This is a genomic window from Streptomyces sp. NPDC087859 (genome assembly GCF_044742595.1).
In the GTDB taxonomy this organism is placed as follows: domain Bacteria; phylum Actinomycetota; class Actinomycetes; order Streptomycetales; family Streptomycetaceae; genus Streptomyces; species Streptomyces canus_F.
The window spans coordinates 57,233-77,087 of sequence record NZ_JBIUUU010000022.1 but is presented as its reverse complement, the minus strand read 5'-3'; the positions used below and the strand labels follow the sequence as shown (position 1 = coordinate 77,087).

Below are 19,855 nucleotides of genomic sequence, written 5' to 3'. Positions count from 1 at the left end.
ACGGCGTCGATAAGGCGTCATGGATCGGTTCTAATTATTGACGAGCCGTCAATAGGGCTGGCCGCGCACGCAATGCACAAAACTGAATGATCTCTTGTTACATCTCGCTGACCTGTGCAAAGGTTATGCCTTGTCGGCGTGCAGACATTAAAATCCGCCCGCCTTGACCGCTCCCGTACGTCCCCCACGCTTCACAAGAGCTGTCGTCGTCGGGACCGCATACCCCTTGGTATGGACTTGGTTTTGTATGCCCCCGAGAGGAATGCAGCCGTGAATGCCGACGCCACGGACGAACAACTCAGCGCTGAGCTGAAGAAGTGGACCGGAGCCGCGCCCGCGCTCCATCCCGTCGGTGAACTCCTCGACCGCCACTGGGAGGCGGCCTTCGCCTATGCCCGGCTGTGCACCGACAGCGCGCGGTCCGCCGGAATGCTCACGACCGCGGCTTTCACCCGGCTCTTCGGTGAGACCCTGCGGCAGAACGGGCCGACGGCCGCCTGGCGTCCCCAACTGCTCGTCACCGTGCGCCGGATCGCCGCGGAGTGGGACGGCGACCACCGACGTGAACAGCTCCACCCCGAGCTGCGCTCCGGGACCGGGGACGGGGACCGCGCCGCGGCCCGTCTGCTGCCGCCCGCGGAGCGACGACTGCTGTCCGGCGCGTTCCAGCGGCTTCCCCAGTCGGCCCGCTGCCTGCTGTGGCACAGCGAGGTCGAGGCCGAACCGCTGTCCGTCCCGGCCTCCCTGCTGGGGCTGGACGAGGAGGACGCCGGCGTCGAACTGCGCCGGGCCCAGGAGCGGTTGCGCGAGGAATGCCTCCATGTGCACCGCGAACTCGCCCCGGAACAGGAATGCCGCAGCTACGTCAGGATGCTGGACGTCACCTACCGGCGCGGTGGCGTCGACGTCGACCCCGATCTGCGCGCACACCTGGACCGCTGCAAGCACTGCCGCGACACCGCCGACCAGCTCCAGCAGTTCAACGACGGACTCGGCGTCGCCCTGGCCGAAGCGGTCCTCGGGTGGGGCGGCCGCGCCTACGCGGAATTCCGCACCGCTGTGCGGGAGGCGCCGGCTCCGGCGCCTGAGCGGCCGCAGGCTCCGCCCGCCGTCGTGCCGGGCGAGTCCTTCTTCGATGTGACCCCCGCCGCTCCGCGCGCGGCCCGTGGTGCCTGCCCCTCGCGTACGGCACGCAAGGAAGCCCGCCGTGCCGCCGCCCGCCGCCGCAACCTCGCCGCCGCGGTCCTGACCGTCAGCGGGCTGGTCGTCCTGCCCCTGGTCCTGTGGTCGGTCCTCAGCGGTGGGGACGGCACCACCTCGGCCGGCGGCACCCAGGCCTCCGAGACGCCGGGCGCCGGAGCGGGCAAGTCCTCCTCCGACTCCTCGTGGGTCGGCTCCGGCAAGGACGTGGAGGGCACGCTGCGCGGCCGGCTGCACAACGTCGACTCCGGACTCTGCATAGGCGTCGTCGGCAAGAAGGCCGTCAAGGGCGCGGAGACCGAGGTCACCAAGTGCTCCTCGAAGACCGACCAGCAGTGGACCTACGAGACGGACGGAACGCTGAGCAGCGTCGCGGACCCGGACCTGTGCCTGGACTCCCACCTCGGCTACTCGGTGCGGCTGGCCCCGTGCACCGGCGCCGACAAGGCGGAGACCAAGAACATCCGCTACGACTTCACCCTCCAGGGCAACCTGGTGCCGCGCTGGGACCAGGACCTGGCCCTGACACCCGCCGCCACCGACGGCACAGGCGCCGTGGTCCTCAAGTCCCGTGCCGACATCGCCGTCCAGCGCTGGGTGTTCGACACCTCCAAGACCGACCTCCAGATGGAGGTGGTCAACTGGGACGCGCAGAGCGACATCGCGCGGAAGACCCCCGTCGCGACCCCCACGCCCACCCCCACGCCGACGAAGAAGAAGGCCTCACCGACGCCGTCCCCGAGTCCGTCGACCGCTCAGCCGACCCCGACGAGCCCGTCGTACCCCAGCGGTATGCCCTGCTACGGGTACTACTGCTCCTGGGACGGCCAGTACGGCAGCGGATACGGCGGCGGCTACGGGTACGGATACGGCTACGGCGGGTACGGCGACCGGCGCTGACCGCCCGGCTCACACCCCGACGACCTGGAGCGACACCCACAGGGCCAGCGTGGCCGGCACCAGCGCGGCCGGGACGGCGAGCAGACCGAGCCGGGTGAACTCCCCGAGCCCGACCTCGTGCCCGTGCCGCTGCACGATCCGCCGCCACAGCAGGGTGGCGAGCGATCCGGCGTACGTCAGGTTCGGGCCGATGTTCACCCCGATCAGCACCGCGAGCACCGCCCCGGGACCGGCCGTGGCGGTCAGCGGCAGCAGGACCAGCACCGCGGGCAGGTTGTTGATCAGGTTCGCCAGGACGGCGGCCAGTGCGGCGATCCCGAGCAGCGCCACCAGTCCCGAGCCCTCGGGCAGGACGTGCCGCAGCGCGTCGGCGAGCCCGTTGTCGACGACCGCGCGCACGACGACGCCGAGCGCCAGCACGAACGCCAGGAACCCCGGAGCGGCGGACCGCACCACCGTGAGCGGGGTGGCCTGCCGGCGCACGAGCGCACGCCCCGCCAGCACCAGCGCACCCACGAGGGCCACCCACGCCGGCTCGATGCCGATCGCCGACGCCACGACGAACCCGGCCAGCGTGCAGCCCACGGTGACGAGCGCGAACACCGGCAGCCCGGGCGTCTCCCCGGTGTCGGACGAGGTCGCGGAGGCCTTGAGGTCGTCCTCGAAGAAGCGCCGGAACACCAGGTACTCGGCACCGATCGCGACCAGCCAGGGCAGCGCCATCAGTGCCGCGAACCGGGTGAAGCTCAGCCCGCTCGCCGCGAACGCCAGCAGGTTGGTGAGGTTGGACACCGGCAGCAGCAGCGACGCCGTGTTCGACAGGTGCGCGCAGGCATAGAGGTGCGGCTTGGCCCGGACCCCGCTGCGGGCCGCGGTGGCCAGCACGACCGGCGTCAGCAGCACCACGGTGGCGTCGAGGCTGAGCACGGCCGTGATCGCGGACGCGAGCGCGAACACCGCGGTCAGCAGTCGGCCGGGGCGCCCCGCGGAGCTGCGGGCCATCCACGCTCCGCAGGCCCGGAAGAGCCCCTCGACATCGCAGAAGTGGGCGAGGACCAGCACCGCGGCCAGGAAGCCGACCACCGGTCCGAGCCGCTCGACCTCCGCCCACGCGTGGTCCGGGGAGATCGCCCCGGTGGCGATCACCAGCCCCGCCGCCGGGACGGCGAGCACCGCCTCCGGCAGGCCCTTGGGGCGGACGACGGCCCAGGCGAGTACGGCGGCGAGCAGCGCTATGGACAGGGTTTCGGCGAGCGGGGTGTTCAGCGGTGATCCTTAGAGCGTGGTCGAGCCGTGCCCGTCCATGAAAGCAGGCCCGGGTAAGAGACCCCCTTACCGGGTCAGGAGCCGGGGCCCCGGTCGAACGGCGTGACGGACACCGTGGACTCGTTGCCGGACACCGGCACCTCGCCGGCCGACCACGACACCTTCAGCGGGTCCCGCTCGTCCGGCGGGGTCACCAGCAGCGCGTCCGGGTTGGCGGTACGGGCCCCACTGATCTCGGGGTTGGAGAACGTGATCCCCGACCACGCGTTCTGCCCCGGCGCCAGCTTCACGGTGGCCGGCGTGCCGGGGGTGCGCTCCGGGTCCGGCCCCAGCTGCCTGCCGGAGGCGTCGACGAACGCGGCGCCCGGATAGCCGTGGACGATGCAGGTACGGGACGAGGTGTTGGTCAGGATCACGGGGAAGTTCTCCTGCCCCGCGCCCGGGTCGTTGCGGCCGAGCGTGGCCTCCAGCTCGGAGGTGTGACAGCGGTCACTCCTGCCGGGCGTGCCGGGCGTGCTGGTGGCGGGGGAGGGCGTCGCGGCTGTGGCGGTCGGCTCCACCGAGGACGCGGCCGTCGTCCCGTCGGTGGTGGCCGGGGCGGCCGTGCCGGGCAGCGTCCTCGGCGCGGACGCGGAGTCGCCGCCGTCACCGCAGGCGGTCAGCAGGCTCAGCAGCGCGGCCGCACTCACGAACAGAGCCGACCGGTAGGTGTTCACCATGACTCTTCACACTCCTCGTACGGCGCGGTGTGCCCCGTCATGACGGTCCGATGCGGGCGCGGCCGGAAAAGTTCGCGCGGTCACCCCCCGACCCGGACCGAGCCGAGGACACGCCGGATGCCCGACGGCTCGCCCTGCTGCCGGATCTGCACGTACATCTGCGGCTGCCCGCTGCCGTCCGGGGGAGTCAGCCCGGCCTCGACGACGGAACCGCCGCCCGGACAGTCACTCCACGTGCGTACCCGGCCGTGCCACACGGACAGGGTGTGGTCGCGGGCCCCGTCGTAGTGACAGCCGGGATGGGTGAGGGCGTTCACCAGGGCCGTGACCTCGCCCCGCCCGACCATGCCGACGAACATTCCGTCGACGTCCGCACCGAGATCCTGCCACCGCGCCAGATCGTCCGCGACGGCGAAACCCGGCTGATGACCGGCGGGCAGACCCAGCACGCGCGGATCCCATCCCGAGCCACGCACTTGACCGGCCCACGTGGCGGGCACCACGGCCTCGACCCGGCCGGTGGCGTCCTGGATCCGCAGCTCGGTCGGCGCCGGACCATGGTCCATCAGCGTGAAGGCCATGCCGGCCGCGGCCGCCCCGGCCGCCAGACCGAGCAGCCGGTGGCGCCGCCGCCGCGGCTTCGGGCCCGCCGCCAGCCGCTCCAGCTCCTCGGCGAAGGCCCGCGCGTCGGGCACGCGGCGCCCCCGGTCCGTCCGCAGCGCCCGCATCAGGGCCCGCCGTACGCCGGGATCCAGGCCCGGACGCAGCCGGTCCGGCCGTACGACCTCCCCCGGCGGGCCCGGCACGCTGCCGGTGATCAGGTGGTAGCCGACCGCGCCCAGGCTGTACACATCGGCCCGCACGTCGGTGTCCGCGTGCGGCTCGCACGGCGTCCCGGCCGGCCCGAGGTCGGCGAGCACGACCTCCCGGGCGCCGTCCGGGCCGGTGCGCAGCAACAGGCTGGACGGTTTGAGGTCCCGGTGCACGAGGCCCACGTCGTGCAGCGCGGCTGCGGCGCGGGCCGCGAGCGCGGTGAGCCGTAGCGCCTCGGGGACGGGAAGCGGACCGTCGTCGAGCAGATCGGCGAGGGTGCCGCCGTCGGCGTACTCCATCACGAAGTACGGTCTTCCATCGGGCAGTTCGCCGATGTCGATGACCTGTACCACCCGCCGCGACCCTGCCCGGCGCAGCAACCGGGCCTCGGACAGGAAGCGTTCGCGGATGTCCGGTCGGTGCGACCAGGTGTCGGCGAGGACCTTCACGGCGACCGGTGCGTCGAGTGTGTCGTCGTGTGCGAGCCACACGGTTCCGAACGTGCCCGTGCCCAGGGGGCGTTCGATCCGGTAGCGGCCGATGCGCTCGACGGAGTGCATACGGTCATCATGCCTGCTCTGCCGTGCGGACGCGGAGGAGGCGGCGCGGACCAGCCGCTCCAAGTGGCCCGGAAAACAGGCGCGTTGAGGACCGCAGGCGTCCGTCAGCCGTCCTCGTCGAGGAGACCGATCTCGGCCCAGATGGTCTTGCCCTCGGTGGTGTGCCGGCTGCCCCAGCGCTGGGTGAGCTGGGCGACCAGGAGCAGTCCGCGGCCGCCCTCGTCCCAGGTCTTGGCGCGCCGCAGATGCGGGGCCGTGTGGTTGGTGTCCGACACCTCGCAGATCAGCGTGGTCTCGTCGTGGATGAGCCGCAGCCGGATGGGGTGCGCGCCGTAGCGGATGGCGTTGGTGACGAGTTCGCTCACCACCAGCTCCGCGGTGAACGACGCCTCCAGGAGGTCCCAGGTGCCCAGCTGGTCGACGACCTGCTTGCGGATCGGGCCGACGAGCGCCGGGTCGGCGGGGATGTGCCAGGTCGCGACCTGGGCGGCGGGCAGCCCTCGGGTGCGGGCCAGCAGCAGCGCCACGTCGTCGGCGGAGCCGCCCGCCGGGAGCAGGGTGTGCAGGACCCGGTCGCAGGTCTCCTCCAGCGACTCCGAAGCCACCGACAGGGACTCGCGCAGCAGTGCGTGACCGGCGTCGGCGTCCCGCTCACGGGACTCGATCAGGCCGTCGGTGAAGAACGACAGCACCGTGCCCTCGCGCAGCTCCAGCTCGGCGGACTCGAAGGGCAGCCCGCCCACGCCCAGCGGCGGCCCCGAGGGCAGGTCGACCAGCCGCGGCGCACCGCCCGGCGCGATCATCACCGGCGCGGGATGTCCGGCGCGGGCCAGGGTGCAGCGCCGCGACACCGGGTCGTAGACCGCGTACAGACAGGTGGCGCCGACCTCGCCGGGGCTGCCCTCGCCGCCGGCCTCCGCGGACAGCCGGACGACCAGGTCGTCGAGGTGGGTGAGCAGCTCGTCGGGGGCGAGGTCGATGTCGGCCAGTGTGCGTACGGCGGTGCGCAGCCGGCCCATCGTGGCCGAGGCCTGGATGCCGTGGCCGACCACGTCCCCGACGACCATGGCGACCCGCATCCCGGACAGCGGGATCACGTCGAACCAGTCCCCGCCGACCCCGGCCCGCGCCGCCGGGAGATAGCGCGAGGCCGCGTCCACGGCGGCGGTGCGCGGCAGCTTGCGGGGCAGCAGACTGCGTTGCAGGGCGAGGGCGGTCTCCCGCTCGCGGGAGAAACGGCGGGCGTTGTCGATGCAGACGGCCGCGCGGGCCGTCACCTCCTCGGCCAGCAGTACGTCGTCGGGCGTGAACGGGTCCGGCCGCCGGAACCGTGTCAGCACCGCGACTCCGAGGGTCAGGCCGCGGGCCTGGATCGGTACGGACATCGTCGAGTGGATGCCGTACTCCTGGACCCGCTCGCTGCGCGCGGGGTCCCAGGACAGCCACTGGTCGAGCTCCCCGGAGGCCACGGTGGCGACGATGGTGCCGCCCGCCACCAGCGAGTCGGCCTGCGGTGAGGTGGCCGGATAGGACTCCAGCTGACCGGGCTTGACGACGGCCTCGGGGGTGCCGGGGTTGACCGACTGGTGCGCGGCCCGGCGCAGCCCGATCGGTGCGGTGAGCACCGGCGGCGGATCGCCGTTCTCCTGCGGATCCAGCAGGTCGATGCTGACGAAGTCGGCGAGCGCGGGCACACAGACGTCGGCGAGTTCCTGCGCCGTCCGGGTGACGTCGAGGGTGGAGCCGATGCGCACGCTCGCCTCGTTGACCAGCTGGAGCCGCTCCCGGGCGAGGTAGTTCTCGGTGAAGTCGTGCGCCGCCAGGCACACCCCCCGCACCCGCCCCTCGGCGTCGGTGACCGGGGCCATCCGGGCGAGCCACGCGTGCGCGGACCGCTCCCCGCCGGTCCGCATGTACGTCTGGACGTCCTCGGCGCGGCCCGAGGCGAGCACCCGCAGCAGATGCCGCTCCAGTTCCGCGCTCTCCGGCTTGCCGCCGATCTCCGACAGCCTGAGGCCCCGGATGCGCTCCTCGGGCAGTCCGATCACCTCGGCCATGGCGTCGTTGACCCGTCTCAGCCGCAGCCGCTCGTCGTAGACCGCGACGGCACAGGGCGACTGGACGAGCGCCGCCGTGGCGAGGGGGCCGTCCGGGGAGGCGGTGTCCTCCAGCGGGGTGACCACGAGCCAGTGACCCGGTGTGCCGTCCCGCGAGCGGCTGTGGTGGGCGAGCAGCCACACGGACACGGTGCCGCCGTCGCGGTGGCGGAGGGTGACGGTGCCGTCCCAGCGGGGGCCCCCGGGCGTGAACAGCGTGTCCGGATCGCCGCTGACCAGCAGATTCGCGGCGGGGTGACCTACGACCTCAGGAGCGGGGTGGCCCAGCAGGCGCTCGGCGCCGCCGTTCCACTCCCGCACCGTGCCGAGGTCGTCGATGACAGCCCGTGCCGTCGCGGCATCGTCGAACGGGTAGTCCGGGCTCATCGTCGCCACTCCATCGCGGACACTCACAGTGAACAGGCACGTCACTTGAGTTCCAGACTAGTCCGTCACGCTCGCGCGCGGACGGGAACCCCCTGCGCACCCGGGGGCACGGGCAAGGGGGACATCCGGCCGTTGTGACGCCCGGGGCAGCCGTGTGTGAGCGCACCCTTGACGGTCCGGTGTGGCGCGGCGTCAGAATCTGTTTGTTCACGATCAGTTGTGAGTACTTCTGGGCCCTGATGAGGGAGAGCCGCACGCCATGACGGTCACTCGCAGATCTGTCCTGATCGCCTCCGCCGCCGCGCCCGCGGCGGGAGCGTTCCTGAGCCCCTCGGCGGCGCTGGCCGCCGAGGCCGCCGCCGGGGGCGCCTCGGGCCGCGGCACGGTCGCCCTGCGCGACGGCTGGCGCTTCGCGCTGGTCGACCCGGGCGGGATCACCGACCCGACCGGCGCCTACGACGGCGCCGCCGACCCCGCCTACGACGACTCGGCCTGGCGCCAGGTCGCCGTACCGCACGACTGGAGCATCGAGCTCGCCCCCACCACACAGCACGGCACCACCAGCGGCACCGGCTTCTTCCCGGGCGGCCTCGGCTGGTACCGCCTCGCCTTCACCCTTCCGCCCGCCTACGCCGGCAAGCGGATCTCGGTGGAGTTCGACGGCGTCTACATGGACGCGTACGTCTACTGCAACGGCACCGAGGCCGGCCGCCACCCCTACGGCTACACCGGCTTCGCCTTCGACGTCACCGACCTGCTGCACACCGACGGCACCACCGAGAACGTGATCGCGGTCAGGGTGCGGAACCGGCTGCCCAGCAGCCGCTGGTACTCGGGCAGCGGCATCTACCGCGAGGCCCGCCTCGTGGTGACCGAGCCGGTGCATGTGAAGCGCTGGGGCACCTGCGTCACCACGCCGGACGTCACCGGGGAACGGGCGGTGGTCCGGGTGGAGACCTCCGTGGCGAACGAGTCGGGCGCCGCGCGGCAGGTCGAGATCAGGTCGACGGTCAAGGACGCGCGCGGCTGGACGGTGACCCGCGCGGCGACCACCGTCGACCTCACCGACGAGACCACGGAGACCCATGAACTCACCGTCCCCGAGCCCAGGCTGTGGGACTTCGGCGACCCCCACCGCTACACCCTGCTGACCGAACTCCGCGTGGCCGGCCGGACCGTCGACACCTACCGCACCCCCTTCGGCATCCGCACCTTCCGCATCGACCCCGACGAGGGCCTCCACCTCAACGGCACCCACGCCAAGTTCAAAGGCGTCGACCTCCACCACGACCTCGGCGCACTCGGCGCCGCCGTCAGCGTCGACGCGATCCGGCGGCAGATGACCCTCATGAAGTCGATGGGCGTCAACGCGTTCCGCACCTCCCACAACCCGCCCTCGCCGGAGATGATCCGGGTCTGCGAGGAGCTGGGCATCGTGATGCTGGTGGAGGCGTTCGACTGCTGGAGGACCGGCAAGACGCGCTACGACTACGGCCGGTTCTTCGACGAGTGGTGCGAGCGGGACGCGACCGAGATGGTGCTCGCGGCCCGCAACTCGCCCGCCGTGCTGCTGTGGTCGATCGGCAACGAGATCCCCGACTCCACCTCCACCGCCGGACTCGCCATGGCCGACCGGATCATCGACGCCATCAGGGCCGTCGACGACACCCGCCCGCTGATCATCGGCTCCGACAAGTACCGGGGGCTGCCCGCCAAGGGCTCGGCGGCCGATCTGATGCTGGCCAAGCTGGACGGCCTGGGCCTGAACTACAACACGGCCAAGTCGGTGGACCAGTTGCACGAGGCGTACCCGCATCTGTTCCTCTTCGAGTCCGAGTCCTCCTCGGAGACCTCGACCCGCGGCGTCTACCAGGAGCCCGAACACCTCAACACCGGCGAGAACCACACCCCGGGCAGACGCGCGGTCTCCTCCTACGACAACAACCTCGCCTCGTGGACCATGAGCGGCGAGTACGGGCACAAGAAGGACCGGGACCGCAAGTGGTTCACGGGCCAGTTCCTGTGGTCGGGCATCGACTACATCGGCGAGCCGACGCCGTACGACGTCTTCCCGGTCAAGGCCTCCTTCTTCGGGGCGGTCGACACGGCCGGCTTCCCGAAGGACATGTACTACCTCTTCCGGAGCCAGTGGACCAGTGAACCGATGGTCCATCTGCTGCCGATGACCTGGAACCACGCGGAGGGCGACACGGTCGAGGTGTGGGCGTACTCCAACGTCGCCACCGTCGAGCTGTTCCTCAACGGGACGTCCCTCGGCACCCGGACCTTCGACACCAAGAAGACCGTCGACGGCCGGGAGTACCTGGAGACCACCGAGGCCACCGGCGACGACAAGACCTTCACCGACGGCCCCTACCCCGGCAGTTACACGAGCCCCGGCGGCAGCGCGGGCAAGCTCCATCTGACGTGGAAAGTGCCGTACCGGGCGGGGGAGTTGAAGGCCGTGGCCCGCCGCGGCGGCAAGGCCGTCGCCACCGACGTGCTGCGCACGGCGGGCCCGGCGCGTGCTGTACGGCTGACGGCGGACCGCAAGTCGCTCGCGGCGGACGGGCGTTCGCTGGTCTTCGTGACCGCGGAGATCGTCGACGCGCGCGGGGTGGTCGTACCCGACGCGGAGAACCTGATCACGTTCGAGGTGAAGGGCGGTTCCCTCGCCGGGCTCGACAACGGGCGCGAGGAGAGCGCCGAGCGCTACCAGGCCAGCACCCGGACCGCCTTCCGCGGCAAGGCGCTCGCGATCGTGCGGGCGGGCACGGAGCCGGGCGCGCTCAAGGTGACCGCCCGCGCGGAGGGCCTCAAGGCGGGCACCGCGAGCCTGCGCACCAGGCCGGCCCGGTCGGCCGCGGCCACCCCGGCGGCCGAGTTCGCCCCCGACCACCCCGCGCCGCCGAACCACCCCTACGCGGACGCCAGTTACTCCGGCCGCCCCGACACCCTGCCCGCCGCCATGCTCGACGGCGACGCGGCCACCGGCTGGTCCAACGCCTTCAGCAAGGCCGCCACGGCCCTGCTGCCGCTCTTCAACGGGGCCAGGGCCGAGGACTGGGTCTCCGTGGACTTCGGACGCGCCCGGACCCTGGACCGTGTCGAGGTCTCCTTCACCCTGAGCGCGACCCACAGCCTGCCCGCGGCGGTCGAGGCCGAGGTGTGGGACGGCAAGCGGTACGTGCCGGTACAGGGCGCGGCGGTCGAGTGGGCCACTGCCTCGGACGCGCCGACGGTGATCACCTTCGACGCGGTCCGGGGCTCCCGACTGCGGCTGAACCTGACCAGCGGCCACCCGGGAGAGGTGCAGGGGGCGATCCGCATCAGCAGGCTGGAGATACCGGCGACCTGAGTCACGTCACGGTCCGGACGGCCGGTCCGCCGACGCCGACAGGGGCGCGGGGCTGCATCGACTGTGCGGCTCCGCCGCGGGGCGCGATCAACCACGACGGTGGCGCACCCGAAAGCCGACCCAAACGGCGCAACCTGGCGGAGCGTTACGTCCGGACCGTTGACGCGGTGTCATGCCTGGAACAAGCATGGCCGTCGACCGTCTTTTGGGAGCGCTCCCATATCGAGCGCGCCCGCAGCTCACCGAGGAGCCCGGACGTGAAAAGACGCAGAACCGCACTGTTGTCCCTGACGGCCCTGCTGGGAGCGGCACTTGTCGCCTCCCCGGTGTCCACGGCCGCCGCCGAGGAGGTCGAGCAGCTCAAGAACGGCACGTTCGACACCACCACCGAGCCCTGGTGGGCATCCACCAACGTCACCGCGGGCCTGTCCGACGGACAGCTGTGCGCGGACGTGCCGGGGGGCACGACCAACCGCTGGGACGCCGCCGTCGGCCAGAACGACGTGACCCTGGTGAAGGGGGAGTCGTACAAGTTCAGTTTCACCGCGAACGGTTCGCCCGCCGACCATGTCGTCCGCGCGATCGTGGGCCTCCAGGTCGCGCCGTACGACACCTACTTCGAGGTCAGCCCACAGCTCAGCGTGTCCGGCGACTCCTACGCGTACACCTTCACCTCGCCCGTCGACGCCACCCAGGCCCAGGTCGGCTTCCAGCTCGGCGGCAGCGCGGACCCCTGGCGGTTCTGCGTGGACAACGCCTCGCTCCTGGGCGGCGTGCCGCCCGAGGTGTACGAGCCGGACACCGGGCCCCGGGTGCGCGTCAACCAGGTCGCCTATCTGCCCTCCGGTCCGAAGAACGCCACGCTGGTCACCGACGCGACCGCGAAGCTGCCCTGGCGGCTGAAGAACGCCGCGGGCCGTGTGGTCGCCCAGGGTTCCACCACACCTCGCGGAACGGACGCCTCGTCCGCGCAGAACGTCCACTCGATCGACTTCGGTTCCTACAAGAAGCAGGGCAAGGACTTCACCCTGGTCGCCGACGGCGAGACCAGCCGCCCCTTCGACATCGGCACCAGCGCCTACGAGCAGCTCCGCACGGACGCCGCGAAGTACTACTACACCCAGCGCAGCGGCATCGCGATCCGTGACGACCTGCGCCCGGGCTACGGCCGCGCGGCCGGCCACGTCGACGTCGCGCCCAACCAGGGCGACAGCAAGGTGCCCTGTCAGCCGGGCGTCTGCGACTACACCCTCGATGTCACCGGCGGCTGGTACGACGCCGGTGACCACGGCAAGTACGTCGTCAACGGCGGCATCTCCACCTGGGAGCTGCTGAGCACCTACGAGCGCTCCCTGCACGCCCGCACCGGACAGCCCGCGAAGCTCGGCGACGGCACGCTCGCCATCCCGGAGAGCGGCAACAAGGTGCCGGACATTCTCGACGAGAGCCGCTGGGAGCTGGAGTTCCTGCTGAAGATGCAGGTGCCGGCCGGTCAGCCGCTGGCCGGGATGGCGCATCACAAGGTCCACGACGAGGCATGGACGGGCCTGCCGCTGCTGCCGAGCGAGGATCCGCAGAAGCGCGAACTGCACCCGGCGAACACCGCGGCGACCCTGAACCTGGCGGCGACGGCCGCACAGGCGGCCCGCCTCTACCGGCCCTACGACAAGGCGTTCGCGTCCAAGGCGCTCGCCGCGGCCCGCAAGGCCTGGACCGCGGCCCTCGCGCACCCGGACATCTACGCCGACCCCAACGACGGCACCGGTGGCGGCGCCTACCCCGACAGCGACGTGACCGACGAGTTCTACTGGGCGGCGGCCGAGCTGTATCTCACCACGGGGGAGAAGACCTTCGCGGACCATGTGCTGGCCTCGCCGGTCCACACCGCCGACATCTTCGGCCCCATGGGCTATGACTGGGCCCGCACCGGCGCGGCCGCCCGCCTGGACCTCGCCACGGTGCCGAACAAGCTGCCCGGCCGGGACAAGGTGCGCCAGTCGGTGGTCAAGGGTGCGGACGGCTATCTCGCTACGCTCAAGGCACAGCCGTACGGCATGCCGTACGGCCCCGCCGACAACCTCTACGACTGGGGCTCCAACCACCAGATCCTGCACAACGGCATCGTCATCGCCACCGCGTACGACATCACCGGCGGCTCCAAGTACCGTGACGGCGCCGTGCAGTCCATGGACTACATCTTCGGCCGCAACGCGCTGAACATGTCGTACGTGACGGGCTACGGAGAGGTGAACTCGCACAACCAGCACGCCCGTTGGTACGCCCACCAGCTCGACCCGAGCCAGCCGAACCCGCCGAGGGGAACCCTGGCCGGCGGACCGAACTCGAGCATCCAGGACCCCTACGCACAGAGCAAACTCCAGGGCTGCGTCGGTCAGTTCTGCTACATCGACGACATCCAGTCCTGGTCGACCAATGAGCACACCATCAACTGGAACTCCGCCCTGACCCGGATGGCGTCCTTCGTGGCCGACCAGACGTAGCGCGGAAACAACCCGCCCGGGGCTCCATGACCCTCTTCACGAGGTCATGGAGCCCCTCGTGTTCAGGACGCGTCGTGGAAGACGAGCCCCAGCGCGTGCCGCCGGCCCGAGCGCACCGTGCTCACGCCGTGCCGCATCGCCCCGGCCGACCAGCCGCGCCGGGTGGGCACCGGACGGTCCCGGGTGGTGAACACCAGACCGTGGCCCTGCCGCAGCACGGTGGCCGTGCCCCGTGACTGGGCCCTGGGCCGCTGCTCGACCATCAGGAACTCACCGCCCGTGTAGTCCGTGCCGTACGCGTCGAGTCCGACCACCACCTGGAGCGGGAAGACCAGCTCACCGAACACGTCACGGTGCAGGGCGTTCCAGTCGCCCTCCCCGTAGCGCAGCAGGATCTGCGCCGCCCGGTCCTGCCCGGCCGCGTGACACCGCTCCAACCACTCCTCCAAGGAGTCCGGCCACGGTGCCGGGCGGCCGAGCCGGGCCGCCCAGTCGCGGGCGACGGGCAGCAGACGCGGATAGAGCGCGGCCCGCAGGGCGGCCACCGGTGCGGGCAGGTCGTGGGTGAAGTACCGGTACTCGCCCGAACCGAAGCGATGGCGGGCCAGATCGACGGTGGTGCGGAACAGCTCCGGCTTCTCGTACAGCGCGGCCAGATCGGCGCACTCGGCGGGCGTCAGCAGCTGCTCCGTGGGCGCGCTGCCGTGCTCGTCCAGCGCGGCGGCCAGCGCCTCCCAGTCGGTCCGCGCGACGCGTCGGCGGGCCTGTGCGAGCGTGGGGGTCACGGTGGTTCCTCCCGTCATCCGAGCATCGGCTGCAGCGCACCCTCGAGCGTGAGCAGCCGTACCTTGCGCTCCACACCGAGGAGCCGGGCGAGCGCGCCGTACGTGGTCGTGGTGCCGTACGGGACGTTGTCGAGCCACTCCGGGGACTCCCCGCCGACCAGGAGCAGTTCACCGAGCGGACTCTGCATCGTCGTGCACGTTGTCATGGGTCCGTTCCCTTCCCTTCCGTTACGAGTCTGCTGCGCGGCCAGGGAGGGTGCTGGCGGAAATCGGACAGGGCGCTCAGACCTCGCGGTACCCCTGCTTACTTGCGCTGAGCAGGGAGTATTTACGAGTAAGTACCCCAGCGGTACCGTGAAGGACATGCCAGCTCTCAACGTGGAGTTCAGTGACCGCGAGCTAGAGGACCTGCGGCAGATCGCCAAGGAGCGCGGTACGTCGATGAAGGCCCTCGTGCGGGAGGCGGCCGCGGCCGACATCGCACGGCATCGCGCGCTCCAGGAGGGTGCGGAGGCCTTCCGGCGGTTCTTCGCGTCCCACGCGGACGAGTTCGCCGCGGCGTTCCCCGACGACGAACCGGCGGTCAAGGGTGGGGGACGGGGCGTCTGACCGATGGCTCCCGTCGTCCACATCGACGTGCCCTGGCTGCTCCAGCGTCACGAAGAGGTCCTGCCCGACCAGCCCACGGTCAACGACTTCTCCGCCTTGGTGGCAGCCGTCGCCCGCCACCGTGTCGACCCGCCGCGCCTCGGCGTGGACTCCGACCCCGCCTGGCGGGCCGCCGCGCTGCTGCACACCCTCGCCCTGCTCAAACCGCTGCCGTCGGCCAACGCCCGTTTCGCCTGTGCGACGGCGGTGGCCTACATGTTCGTCAGCGGCGCCGGCATCGATCCGCCCTACGGCGCCCTCGTCGACCTCGCGCGCGATCTGATCTCCGGCAAGACCGATGTGTACGGCGCGGCCGACCGGCTGCGCTCCTGGCAGATATAGGGTCCGACCGCCGACCGGACGCCCGCGGCCCCGGCCGGGACCGACCCCGGCCCGCCCTCGGGGCCGCCGACCGAGGGCGGGAGGATCGGGGTCGGCGGCCGTTTCGCGCAGGAGAGCCGCCGTCTTGCGCGTGGCCTCCGAGGGGCCGGTACCAGTGCACTACCGGGTGGCGCGCGCCGGGAGCGTGCGCGTCGCTCCGGCGCGTGCGCGTGTTTCACACGGGGCGCCTGAAATGCCGTGAACCCACGAGGACGACCTGCGTGGCGGCCGTTTCTGACTTTCTTTCAACGGTACGTATGTTGCCCGAGTGCCTTGTTGGTCATGACAGTGTTGTGCAAGGGTGAACTACCCGTGCGGGGGGTAAATGGCCGGGTCTTCTTTCGTCCGGTGGGGAACCCGGGCGGACGGGTCGTCGGCGAATTCCTACTCCTCGCGCCCTCGCCAAAAGGTATACACCAATCCCCGACTTTTTCGGCGAGCAGAACTTCTCAGAGTCACCTGCGCGTGGGAAGGAATCCGCTCAGTGCCCACCCCCCACCCCCCTCGTCCCCCTTACCCGCCACCAGGCGGCGTTACGGGGGAATCCGACGACGACCTCGCCTCCCTGCTCAGGGGTCGTCCGGACGGCGAGGCGGCCCAGGCGGCCGCGCTGTTGATGGCGCGGCACTGGCCCGCCGTCCATGAATACGCCGTCATCTGCCTCGCTTCCCGGTCGGACGTCGCCTCCATGGTGACCGCGGCCGCCTTCCACCAGGTCCTGGACCGGCTGGCACTCGGCGAGCAGGCCACCGCCCTGCGCCCGAGGCTTCTGGTGCGCGTCCGCGACACCGTCCGTGAGTGGTCGGCCGAGGACCGAATATCCGGTGTTCTGCCGGACCTCGGGAAACCGGCCGGTGGCCGCGGTATGCGGGCGGCGAAGTCCATGACGCCCGAAAACCGGAAACTCGCCGAGCGCTCTTTCCAGGTTCTGCCCGGACTCGCCCGCTGTCTGCTCTGGCACACCGAGGTCGAGGCCGAACCGATTGCCGTCCCCGCCGGACTGCTCGGCATGGAGACCGACACCGCGTCGGCCGCTCTCGAACAGGCGCGGGAAAAATTCCGCGAGGGCTGTGTACACGCCCATCGGGAACTCGCGCCGACCAAGGATTGCCGGTTCTACAACCGCCTCCTCGACGTCCCGATACGCCGGGGCGGAGCCCTGCTGCCCGATGTCCAGCAGCATCTGACCGAGTGCCGCTACTGCCGTTTCGCCGCCGAGCAACTGAGCCATTTCGAGGGCGGCCTGGGCACGCTGCTCGCCGAGGCGGTGCTCGGCTGGGGCGCCCGCCGCTACCTCGAGTCCCGCCCGGGACGTACCGATCCCGGCCCGCGCGGTCGTGGCGGCGCCCGGCACGGTGGTGGACGCCGTGGCCTCCTGTCCCGTGTCCCGTCCCCCGGCCGCCGCCCCCCGGAAGGGCCGCGGCCCTCACGGGTGCTGCTCACCGGGGTGGGCCTGGCCTCCGTCGGACTGCTCGCCAGCGTGCTGGCCGCGAACCTGTGGTCGGACGACGGTGCCGAGCCGGGCGCTTCCGCCAGCGCCTCCGGGGGCCGCGCGTCGGCCTCCGACGGTGTGTCCTCCTCCCCGCCGGGCACGGCCCAACTCCCCCTGATTCCAAAGCAGTCCAGACTGCGAAACGTCGCCGCCGACCTCTGCCTCGACATCCGGGGCGAGGTGAAGAAGGGCGCCGGCACCGAACTGGAGACCTGTTCGGACGCCGAGAGCCAGAAGTGGACGTACGACGACGACGGACTGCTGCACAGCGCCGCGAACCCCGACCTCTGCCTCGACTCGCACGTGGACGCCGGTGTGGTGATCCTCGGGACGTGCGCGGACGAGAAGAGCGAGCGCGCGGACGACGTGCGCTACGACATCACCGTGCAGGGCGAGTTGCTCACCCGCTGGGACGAGCAGCTCGCCCTGACCTCCACCACCGGGGCGGCGGACGCCGACATCGTCGTCAAGGTGCGTGACGGTTCCGGCGGGCAGCGCTGGGTGACCGACCCGGTGGTGCCGACCGCCGGTGCGCTCTCGGTCCCGGGCACCGGCACCCCGACCGCCCGGGCGGTCGGGGGACCCGTCTAGTTCACGACGTCGCGGGGCGGATCGCCCGCCAGATGGCCGGCCACGTTCTGGACGGCGGCCAGGGCGATCCGCACCAGCGTCTCCCGGGTGACACCCCCGACGTGCGGCGACAGCACCACGCCCGGGGCCCGCAGCAACCGCAGGGCCGGCGTGGGCGGTTCGGGGTCGAAGACGTCGATGCCCGCCCCGGCCAGGGCGCCCTTCTCCAGGGCGTCGGCGAGGGCGTCCTGGTCGATCAGGGCGCCCCGCGCCGTGTTGATCACGAACGCGGTGGGCTTCAGGAGCGCGAGCCGGCCGGCGTCGAGGAGCTGCCGGGTCTCCTCGGTCAGCGGCACGTGCAGGGAGACGTAGTCCGACGTGCGCAGCAGTTCGTCGAGGGGGACATGACGGGCGCCGCCCAGCTGTGCCTCGGTCTCCTGCGGCAGTCGGCGCCGTCCGGCGTAGACGACGCTCATGTCGAACGCGACCGCGCGCCGCGCGACCTCCCGCCCGATCTGCCCCAGTCCCACGATGCCGAGCGTCTTCCCGGACAGTTCGGTCAGGGAGCGCTGGAGCCGGGGCAGCGCCCAGTCCGCCTCGACGAGCGCGGTGTGCGCCGGGACGAGCTGCTTGGCGAGCGCGAGCATGAGGGCGAAAGTCTGCTCGGCCACGTTCTGCGCCTCGGCGCCGCTGGAACCGATGGTGCAGACGTCCACGGCGCGGGCCCGCGCCGCCTCCACGTCGACGTAGTCGAAGCCGTGGCTGGCGCACTGCACCAGCTCCAGCTCGGGCGCGGCGCCTAGGTGCTCGGCCGTCACGGGGGAGAGCGCCGTGATGATCACCTGGGCCGCGCGCAGCGCCCGCGGGTCCTCGTCGGTCTTCTCCACGACGGTCACGTTCGCCTCGCCCGGGAAGAGCGTGGCGAGCCCGGCCCCGGAGGTGCGGCCGCCCACATGGGGCGCGACGACGGCGAGCACGTTCTTCGGGGCCGTCATACGGGGTCCTCGATCAGGTCGGCGGGGCCCACAGTGGTGGGGGAGGCGTGCCCGGACAGGGCGAGGGTGAGGTCCAGTTCGGCGAGCAGACAGCGGATCACATGCTCGACACCGGGCTGTCCGTCCAGGCCCAGGCCGTACACGTACGGACGCCCGACGAGCACCGCCTGCGCCCCCAGCGCGAGCGCCTTGAAGACGTCGTCGCCGGTGCGGATCCCGCTGTCGAAGAGGACCGTCAGCCGGTCGCCGACCGCCTCGGCGACCCGGGGCAGCGCGTCGGCCGCCGCCACGGAACCGGCCACCTGCCGGCCGCCGTGGTTGGACACCACCACCCCGTCCATCCCGGCGTCCGCGGCCGCCCGTGCGTCGTCCGGGTGCAGGACGCCCTTGAGGACGATCGGCCCGTCCCAGTGCTCCCGCAGGAACGCCAGGTCCGGCCAGGTCTTGCCCGGGTCCGCGAACATGCCGACGAAGTGCATCACGGCCGCGTTCGGATCCTCGGCCACCGGCTTGGCCAGGCCCGCCTGGAACGCCGGGTCGGAGAAGTAGTTGGCGGTGCCCACCCCGTGCAGGAACGGCAGATAGGCCTGGTCGAGGTCGCGCGGCCGCCAGGCCAGCAACGGGGTGTCCAGCGTGACGACGAGCGCGGTGAACCCGGCGGCCTTGGCCCGGTCGAGGAAGCTGAGGGCCACCTGCGGGTCCTTCGGCCAGTACAGCTGGAACCAGCGCTCGGCGTCCCCCATCGCCTCCGCGACCTGTTCCATCGGGGTGCTGGACGCCGAGGACAGGATGTACGGCACGCCCTGCGCCGCGGCGGCCCGGGCGGCGGCTGACTCGGCGCCCGGGTGCATGATCGACAGCACGCCGACCGGTGCCAGGGCCAGCGGGGCGGGCAGGGCGCGGCCCAGCACCTCGACCGACAGATCCCGTTCGTGTACGTCCCGCAGCATCCGCGGCACGATCCGACGGCGCTCCAGGGCCGCCCGGTTGGCCCGGGCGGTGCTCCCGTCACCGGCGCTGCCCGCCACGTACCCGACCGGGCCGGGGCCGAGGCGCTGCTCGGTGAGCTCCTCCAGCCGGGTCAGATCGGTGGGCAGCCGCGGTACGGCGCCCGACATGCCGTTCAGATAGATCTCGTACTGGAAGTCCGCCCAGTGCTTGGCCATGTCGTACGTCCCGCCTCT

At 71.8% G+C, this 19,855-nt stretch carries 14 protein-coding genes; 6 read left to right on the top strand and 8 right to left on the bottom strand.

The window, feature by feature from the left end; all coding sequences use genetic code 11:
• Window positions 1–231: 231 nt before the first annotated feature.
• Window positions 232–2,100, top strand: coding sequence for a ricin-type beta-trefoil lectin domain protein (locus ACIOHP_RS40905; protein WP_401895439.1), 1,869 nt, complete (start codon window positions 232–234; stop codon window positions 2,098–2,100).
• Window positions 2,101–2,109: 9 nt separating this feature from the next.
• Here ACIOHP_RS40905 and ACIOHP_RS40900 read toward each other — a convergent pair whose 3' ends face one another.
• The 4 genes from ACIOHP_RS40900 to ACIOHP_RS40885 all read right to left on the bottom strand — a co-directional run bounded on the left by ACIOHP_RS40900 (window position 2,110) and on the right by ACIOHP_RS40885 (window position 7,941).
• Entirely contained in the window at window positions 2,110–3,366 is a 1,257-nt protein-coding gene (locus ACIOHP_RS40900; RefSeq protein ID WP_361550088.1) for an arsenic transporter, read from the bottom strand.
• A 74-nt stretch (window positions 3,367–3,440) separates the two neighbouring features.
• Window positions 3,441–4,085 carry a DUF4232 domain-containing protein gene (locus ACIOHP_RS40895; protein ID WP_401895437.1) on the bottom strand — a complete coding sequence of 215 codons (645 nt, stop codon included), beginning with the start codon at window positions 4,083–4,085 and terminating at the stop codon, window positions 3,441–3,443.
• 80 nt (window positions 4,086–4,165) lie between these two features.
• Complete coding sequence (locus tag ACIOHP_RS40890; protein WP_401895435.1) at window positions 4,166–5,458, bottom strand: serine/threonine-protein kinase; 1,293 nt, start codon at window positions 5,456–5,458, stop codon at window positions 4,166–4,168.
• A gap of 104 nt (window positions 5,459–5,562) precedes the next feature.
• Complete coding sequence (locus tag ACIOHP_RS40885) at window positions 5,563–7,941, bottom strand: SpoIIE family protein phosphatase (RefSeq protein ID WP_401895434.1); 2,379 nt, start codon at window positions 7,939–7,941, stop codon at window positions 5,563–5,565.
• Between the two features lie 259 nt (window positions 7,942–8,200).
• Here ACIOHP_RS40885 and ACIOHP_RS40880 point away from each other — a divergent pair, with 259 nt between their 5' ends.
• Window positions 8,201–11,299 (top strand): glycoside hydrolase family 2 TIM barrel-domain containing protein, encoded by a 3,099-nt coding sequence (locus ACIOHP_RS40880; RefSeq protein ID WP_401895432.1) that lies wholly within the window; start codon window positions 8,201–8,203, stop codon window positions 11,297–11,299.
• A gap of 257 nt (window positions 11,300–11,556) precedes the next feature.
• Window positions 11,557–13,800 carry a glycoside hydrolase family 9 protein gene (locus ACIOHP_RS40875; RefSeq protein ID WP_401895430.1) on the top strand — a complete coding sequence of 748 codons (2,244 nt, stop codon included), beginning with the start codon at window positions 11,557–11,559 and terminating at the stop codon, window positions 13,798–13,800.
• 62 nt (window positions 13,801–13,862) lie between these two features.
• Here the strand turns inward: ACIOHP_RS40875 and ACIOHP_RS40870 are convergent, their stop codons facing one another.
• Together ACIOHP_RS40870 and ACIOHP_RS40865 are read right to left on the bottom strand one after the other, a co-directional pair.
• Window positions 13,863–14,603 carry a 2OG-Fe(II) oxygenase gene (locus ACIOHP_RS40870; protein ID WP_401895428.1) on the bottom strand — a complete coding sequence of 247 codons (741 nt, stop codon included), beginning with the start codon at window positions 14,601–14,603 and terminating at the stop codon, window positions 13,863–13,865.
• Window positions 14,600–14,791: an MGMT family protein gene (locus ACIOHP_RS40865; protein ID WP_401895426.1), complete on the bottom strand. Its 192-nt coding sequence runs from the start codon at window positions 14,789–14,791 to the stop codon at window positions 14,600–14,602. The genes ACIOHP_RS40870 and ACIOHP_RS40865 overlap by 4 nt, the downstream gene beginning before the upstream one ends.
• Before the next feature lie 157 nt (window positions 14,792–14,948).
• Between ACIOHP_RS40865 and ACIOHP_RS40860 the strand changes: the two genes are divergently transcribed.
• From ACIOHP_RS40860 to ACIOHP_RS40850, 3 genes are all read left to right on the top strand, one after another.
• On the top strand, window positions 14,949–15,194 hold the full coding sequence (locus ACIOHP_RS40860) for a hypothetical protein (RefSeq protein ID WP_361549988.1): 246 nt from the start codon (window positions 14,949–14,951) through the stop codon (window positions 15,192–15,194).
• Window positions 15,195–15,197: 3 nt separating this feature from the next.
• A complete protein-coding gene (locus tag ACIOHP_RS40855) occupies window positions 15,198–15,575 on the top strand; it encodes a toxin Doc (RefSeq protein WP_361490757.1) in 378 nt (125 codons plus the stop codon).
• 523 nt (window positions 15,576–16,098) lie between these two features.
• Complete coding sequence (locus ACIOHP_RS40850; protein WP_401895423.1) at window positions 16,099–17,697, top strand: RICIN domain-containing protein; 1,599 nt, start codon at window positions 16,099–16,101, stop codon at window positions 17,695–17,697.
• On the opposite strand, the gene ACIOHP_RS40845 is transcribed toward ACIOHP_RS40850, so the two are convergent.
• Together ACIOHP_RS40845 and ACIOHP_RS40840 are read right to left on the bottom strand one after the other, a co-directional pair.
• The gene (locus ACIOHP_RS40845) at window positions 17,694–18,671 is read right to left on the bottom strand and encodes a 2-hydroxyacid dehydrogenase (RefSeq protein WP_401895421.1); all 978 of its coding nucleotides are present in this window, start codon (window positions 18,669–18,671) and stop codon (window positions 17,694–17,696) included. The two genes, ACIOHP_RS40850 and ACIOHP_RS40845, sit on opposite strands and share 4 nt — an antisense overlap.
• On the bottom strand, window positions 18,668–19,837 hold the full coding sequence (locus tag ACIOHP_RS40840; protein WP_401895419.1) for a lactate 2-monooxygenase: 1,170 nt from the start codon (window positions 19,835–19,837) through the stop codon (window positions 18,668–18,670). The genes ACIOHP_RS40845 and ACIOHP_RS40840 overlap by 4 nt, the downstream gene beginning before the upstream one ends.
• Window positions 19,838–19,855: the final 18 nt, after the last annotated feature.

Coding starts and splice junctions, on each gene's coding strand:
- ACIOHP_RS40895 (WP_401895437.1), bottom strand. CDS start 4,085: ATGGTGAACACCTACCGGTCGGCTCTGTTCGTGAGTGCGGCCGCGCTG.
- ACIOHP_RS40855 (WP_361490757.1), top strand. CDS start 15,198: ATGGCTCCCGTCGTCCACATCGACGTGCCCTGGCTGCTCCAGCGTCAC.
- ACIOHP_RS40865 (WP_401895426.1), bottom strand. CDS start 14,791: ATGACAACGTGCACGACGATGCAGAGTCCGCTCGGTGAACTGCTCCTG.
- ACIOHP_RS40890 (WP_401895435.1), bottom strand. CDS start 5,458: ATGCACTCCGTCGAGCGCATCGGCCGCTACCGGATCGAACGCCCCCTG.
- ACIOHP_RS40885 (WP_401895434.1), bottom strand. CDS start 7,941: ATGAGCCCGGACTACCCGTTCGACGATGCCGCGACGGCACGGGCTGTC.
- ACIOHP_RS40870 (WP_401895428.1), bottom strand. CDS start 14,603: ATGACGGGAGGAACCACCGTGACCCCCACGCTCGCACAGGCCCGCCGA.
- ACIOHP_RS40840 (WP_401895419.1), bottom strand. CDS start 19,837: ATGGCCAAGCACTGGGCGGACTTCCAGTACGAGATCTATCTGAACGGC.
- ACIOHP_RS40905 (WP_401895439.1), top strand. CDS start 232: ATGGACTTGGTTTTGTATGCCCCCGAGAGGAATGCAGCCGTGAATGCC.
- ACIOHP_RS40845 (WP_401895421.1), bottom strand. CDS start 18,671: ATGACGGCCCCGAAGAACGTGCTCGCCGTCGTCGCGCCCCATGTGGGC.
- ACIOHP_RS40880 (WP_401895432.1), top strand. CDS start 8,201: ATGACGGTCACTCGCAGATCTGTCCTGATCGCCTCCGCCGCCGCGCCC.
- ACIOHP_RS40860 (WP_361549988.1), top strand. CDS start 14,949: ATGCCAGCTCTCAACGTGGAGTTCAGTGACCGCGAGCTAGAGGACCTG.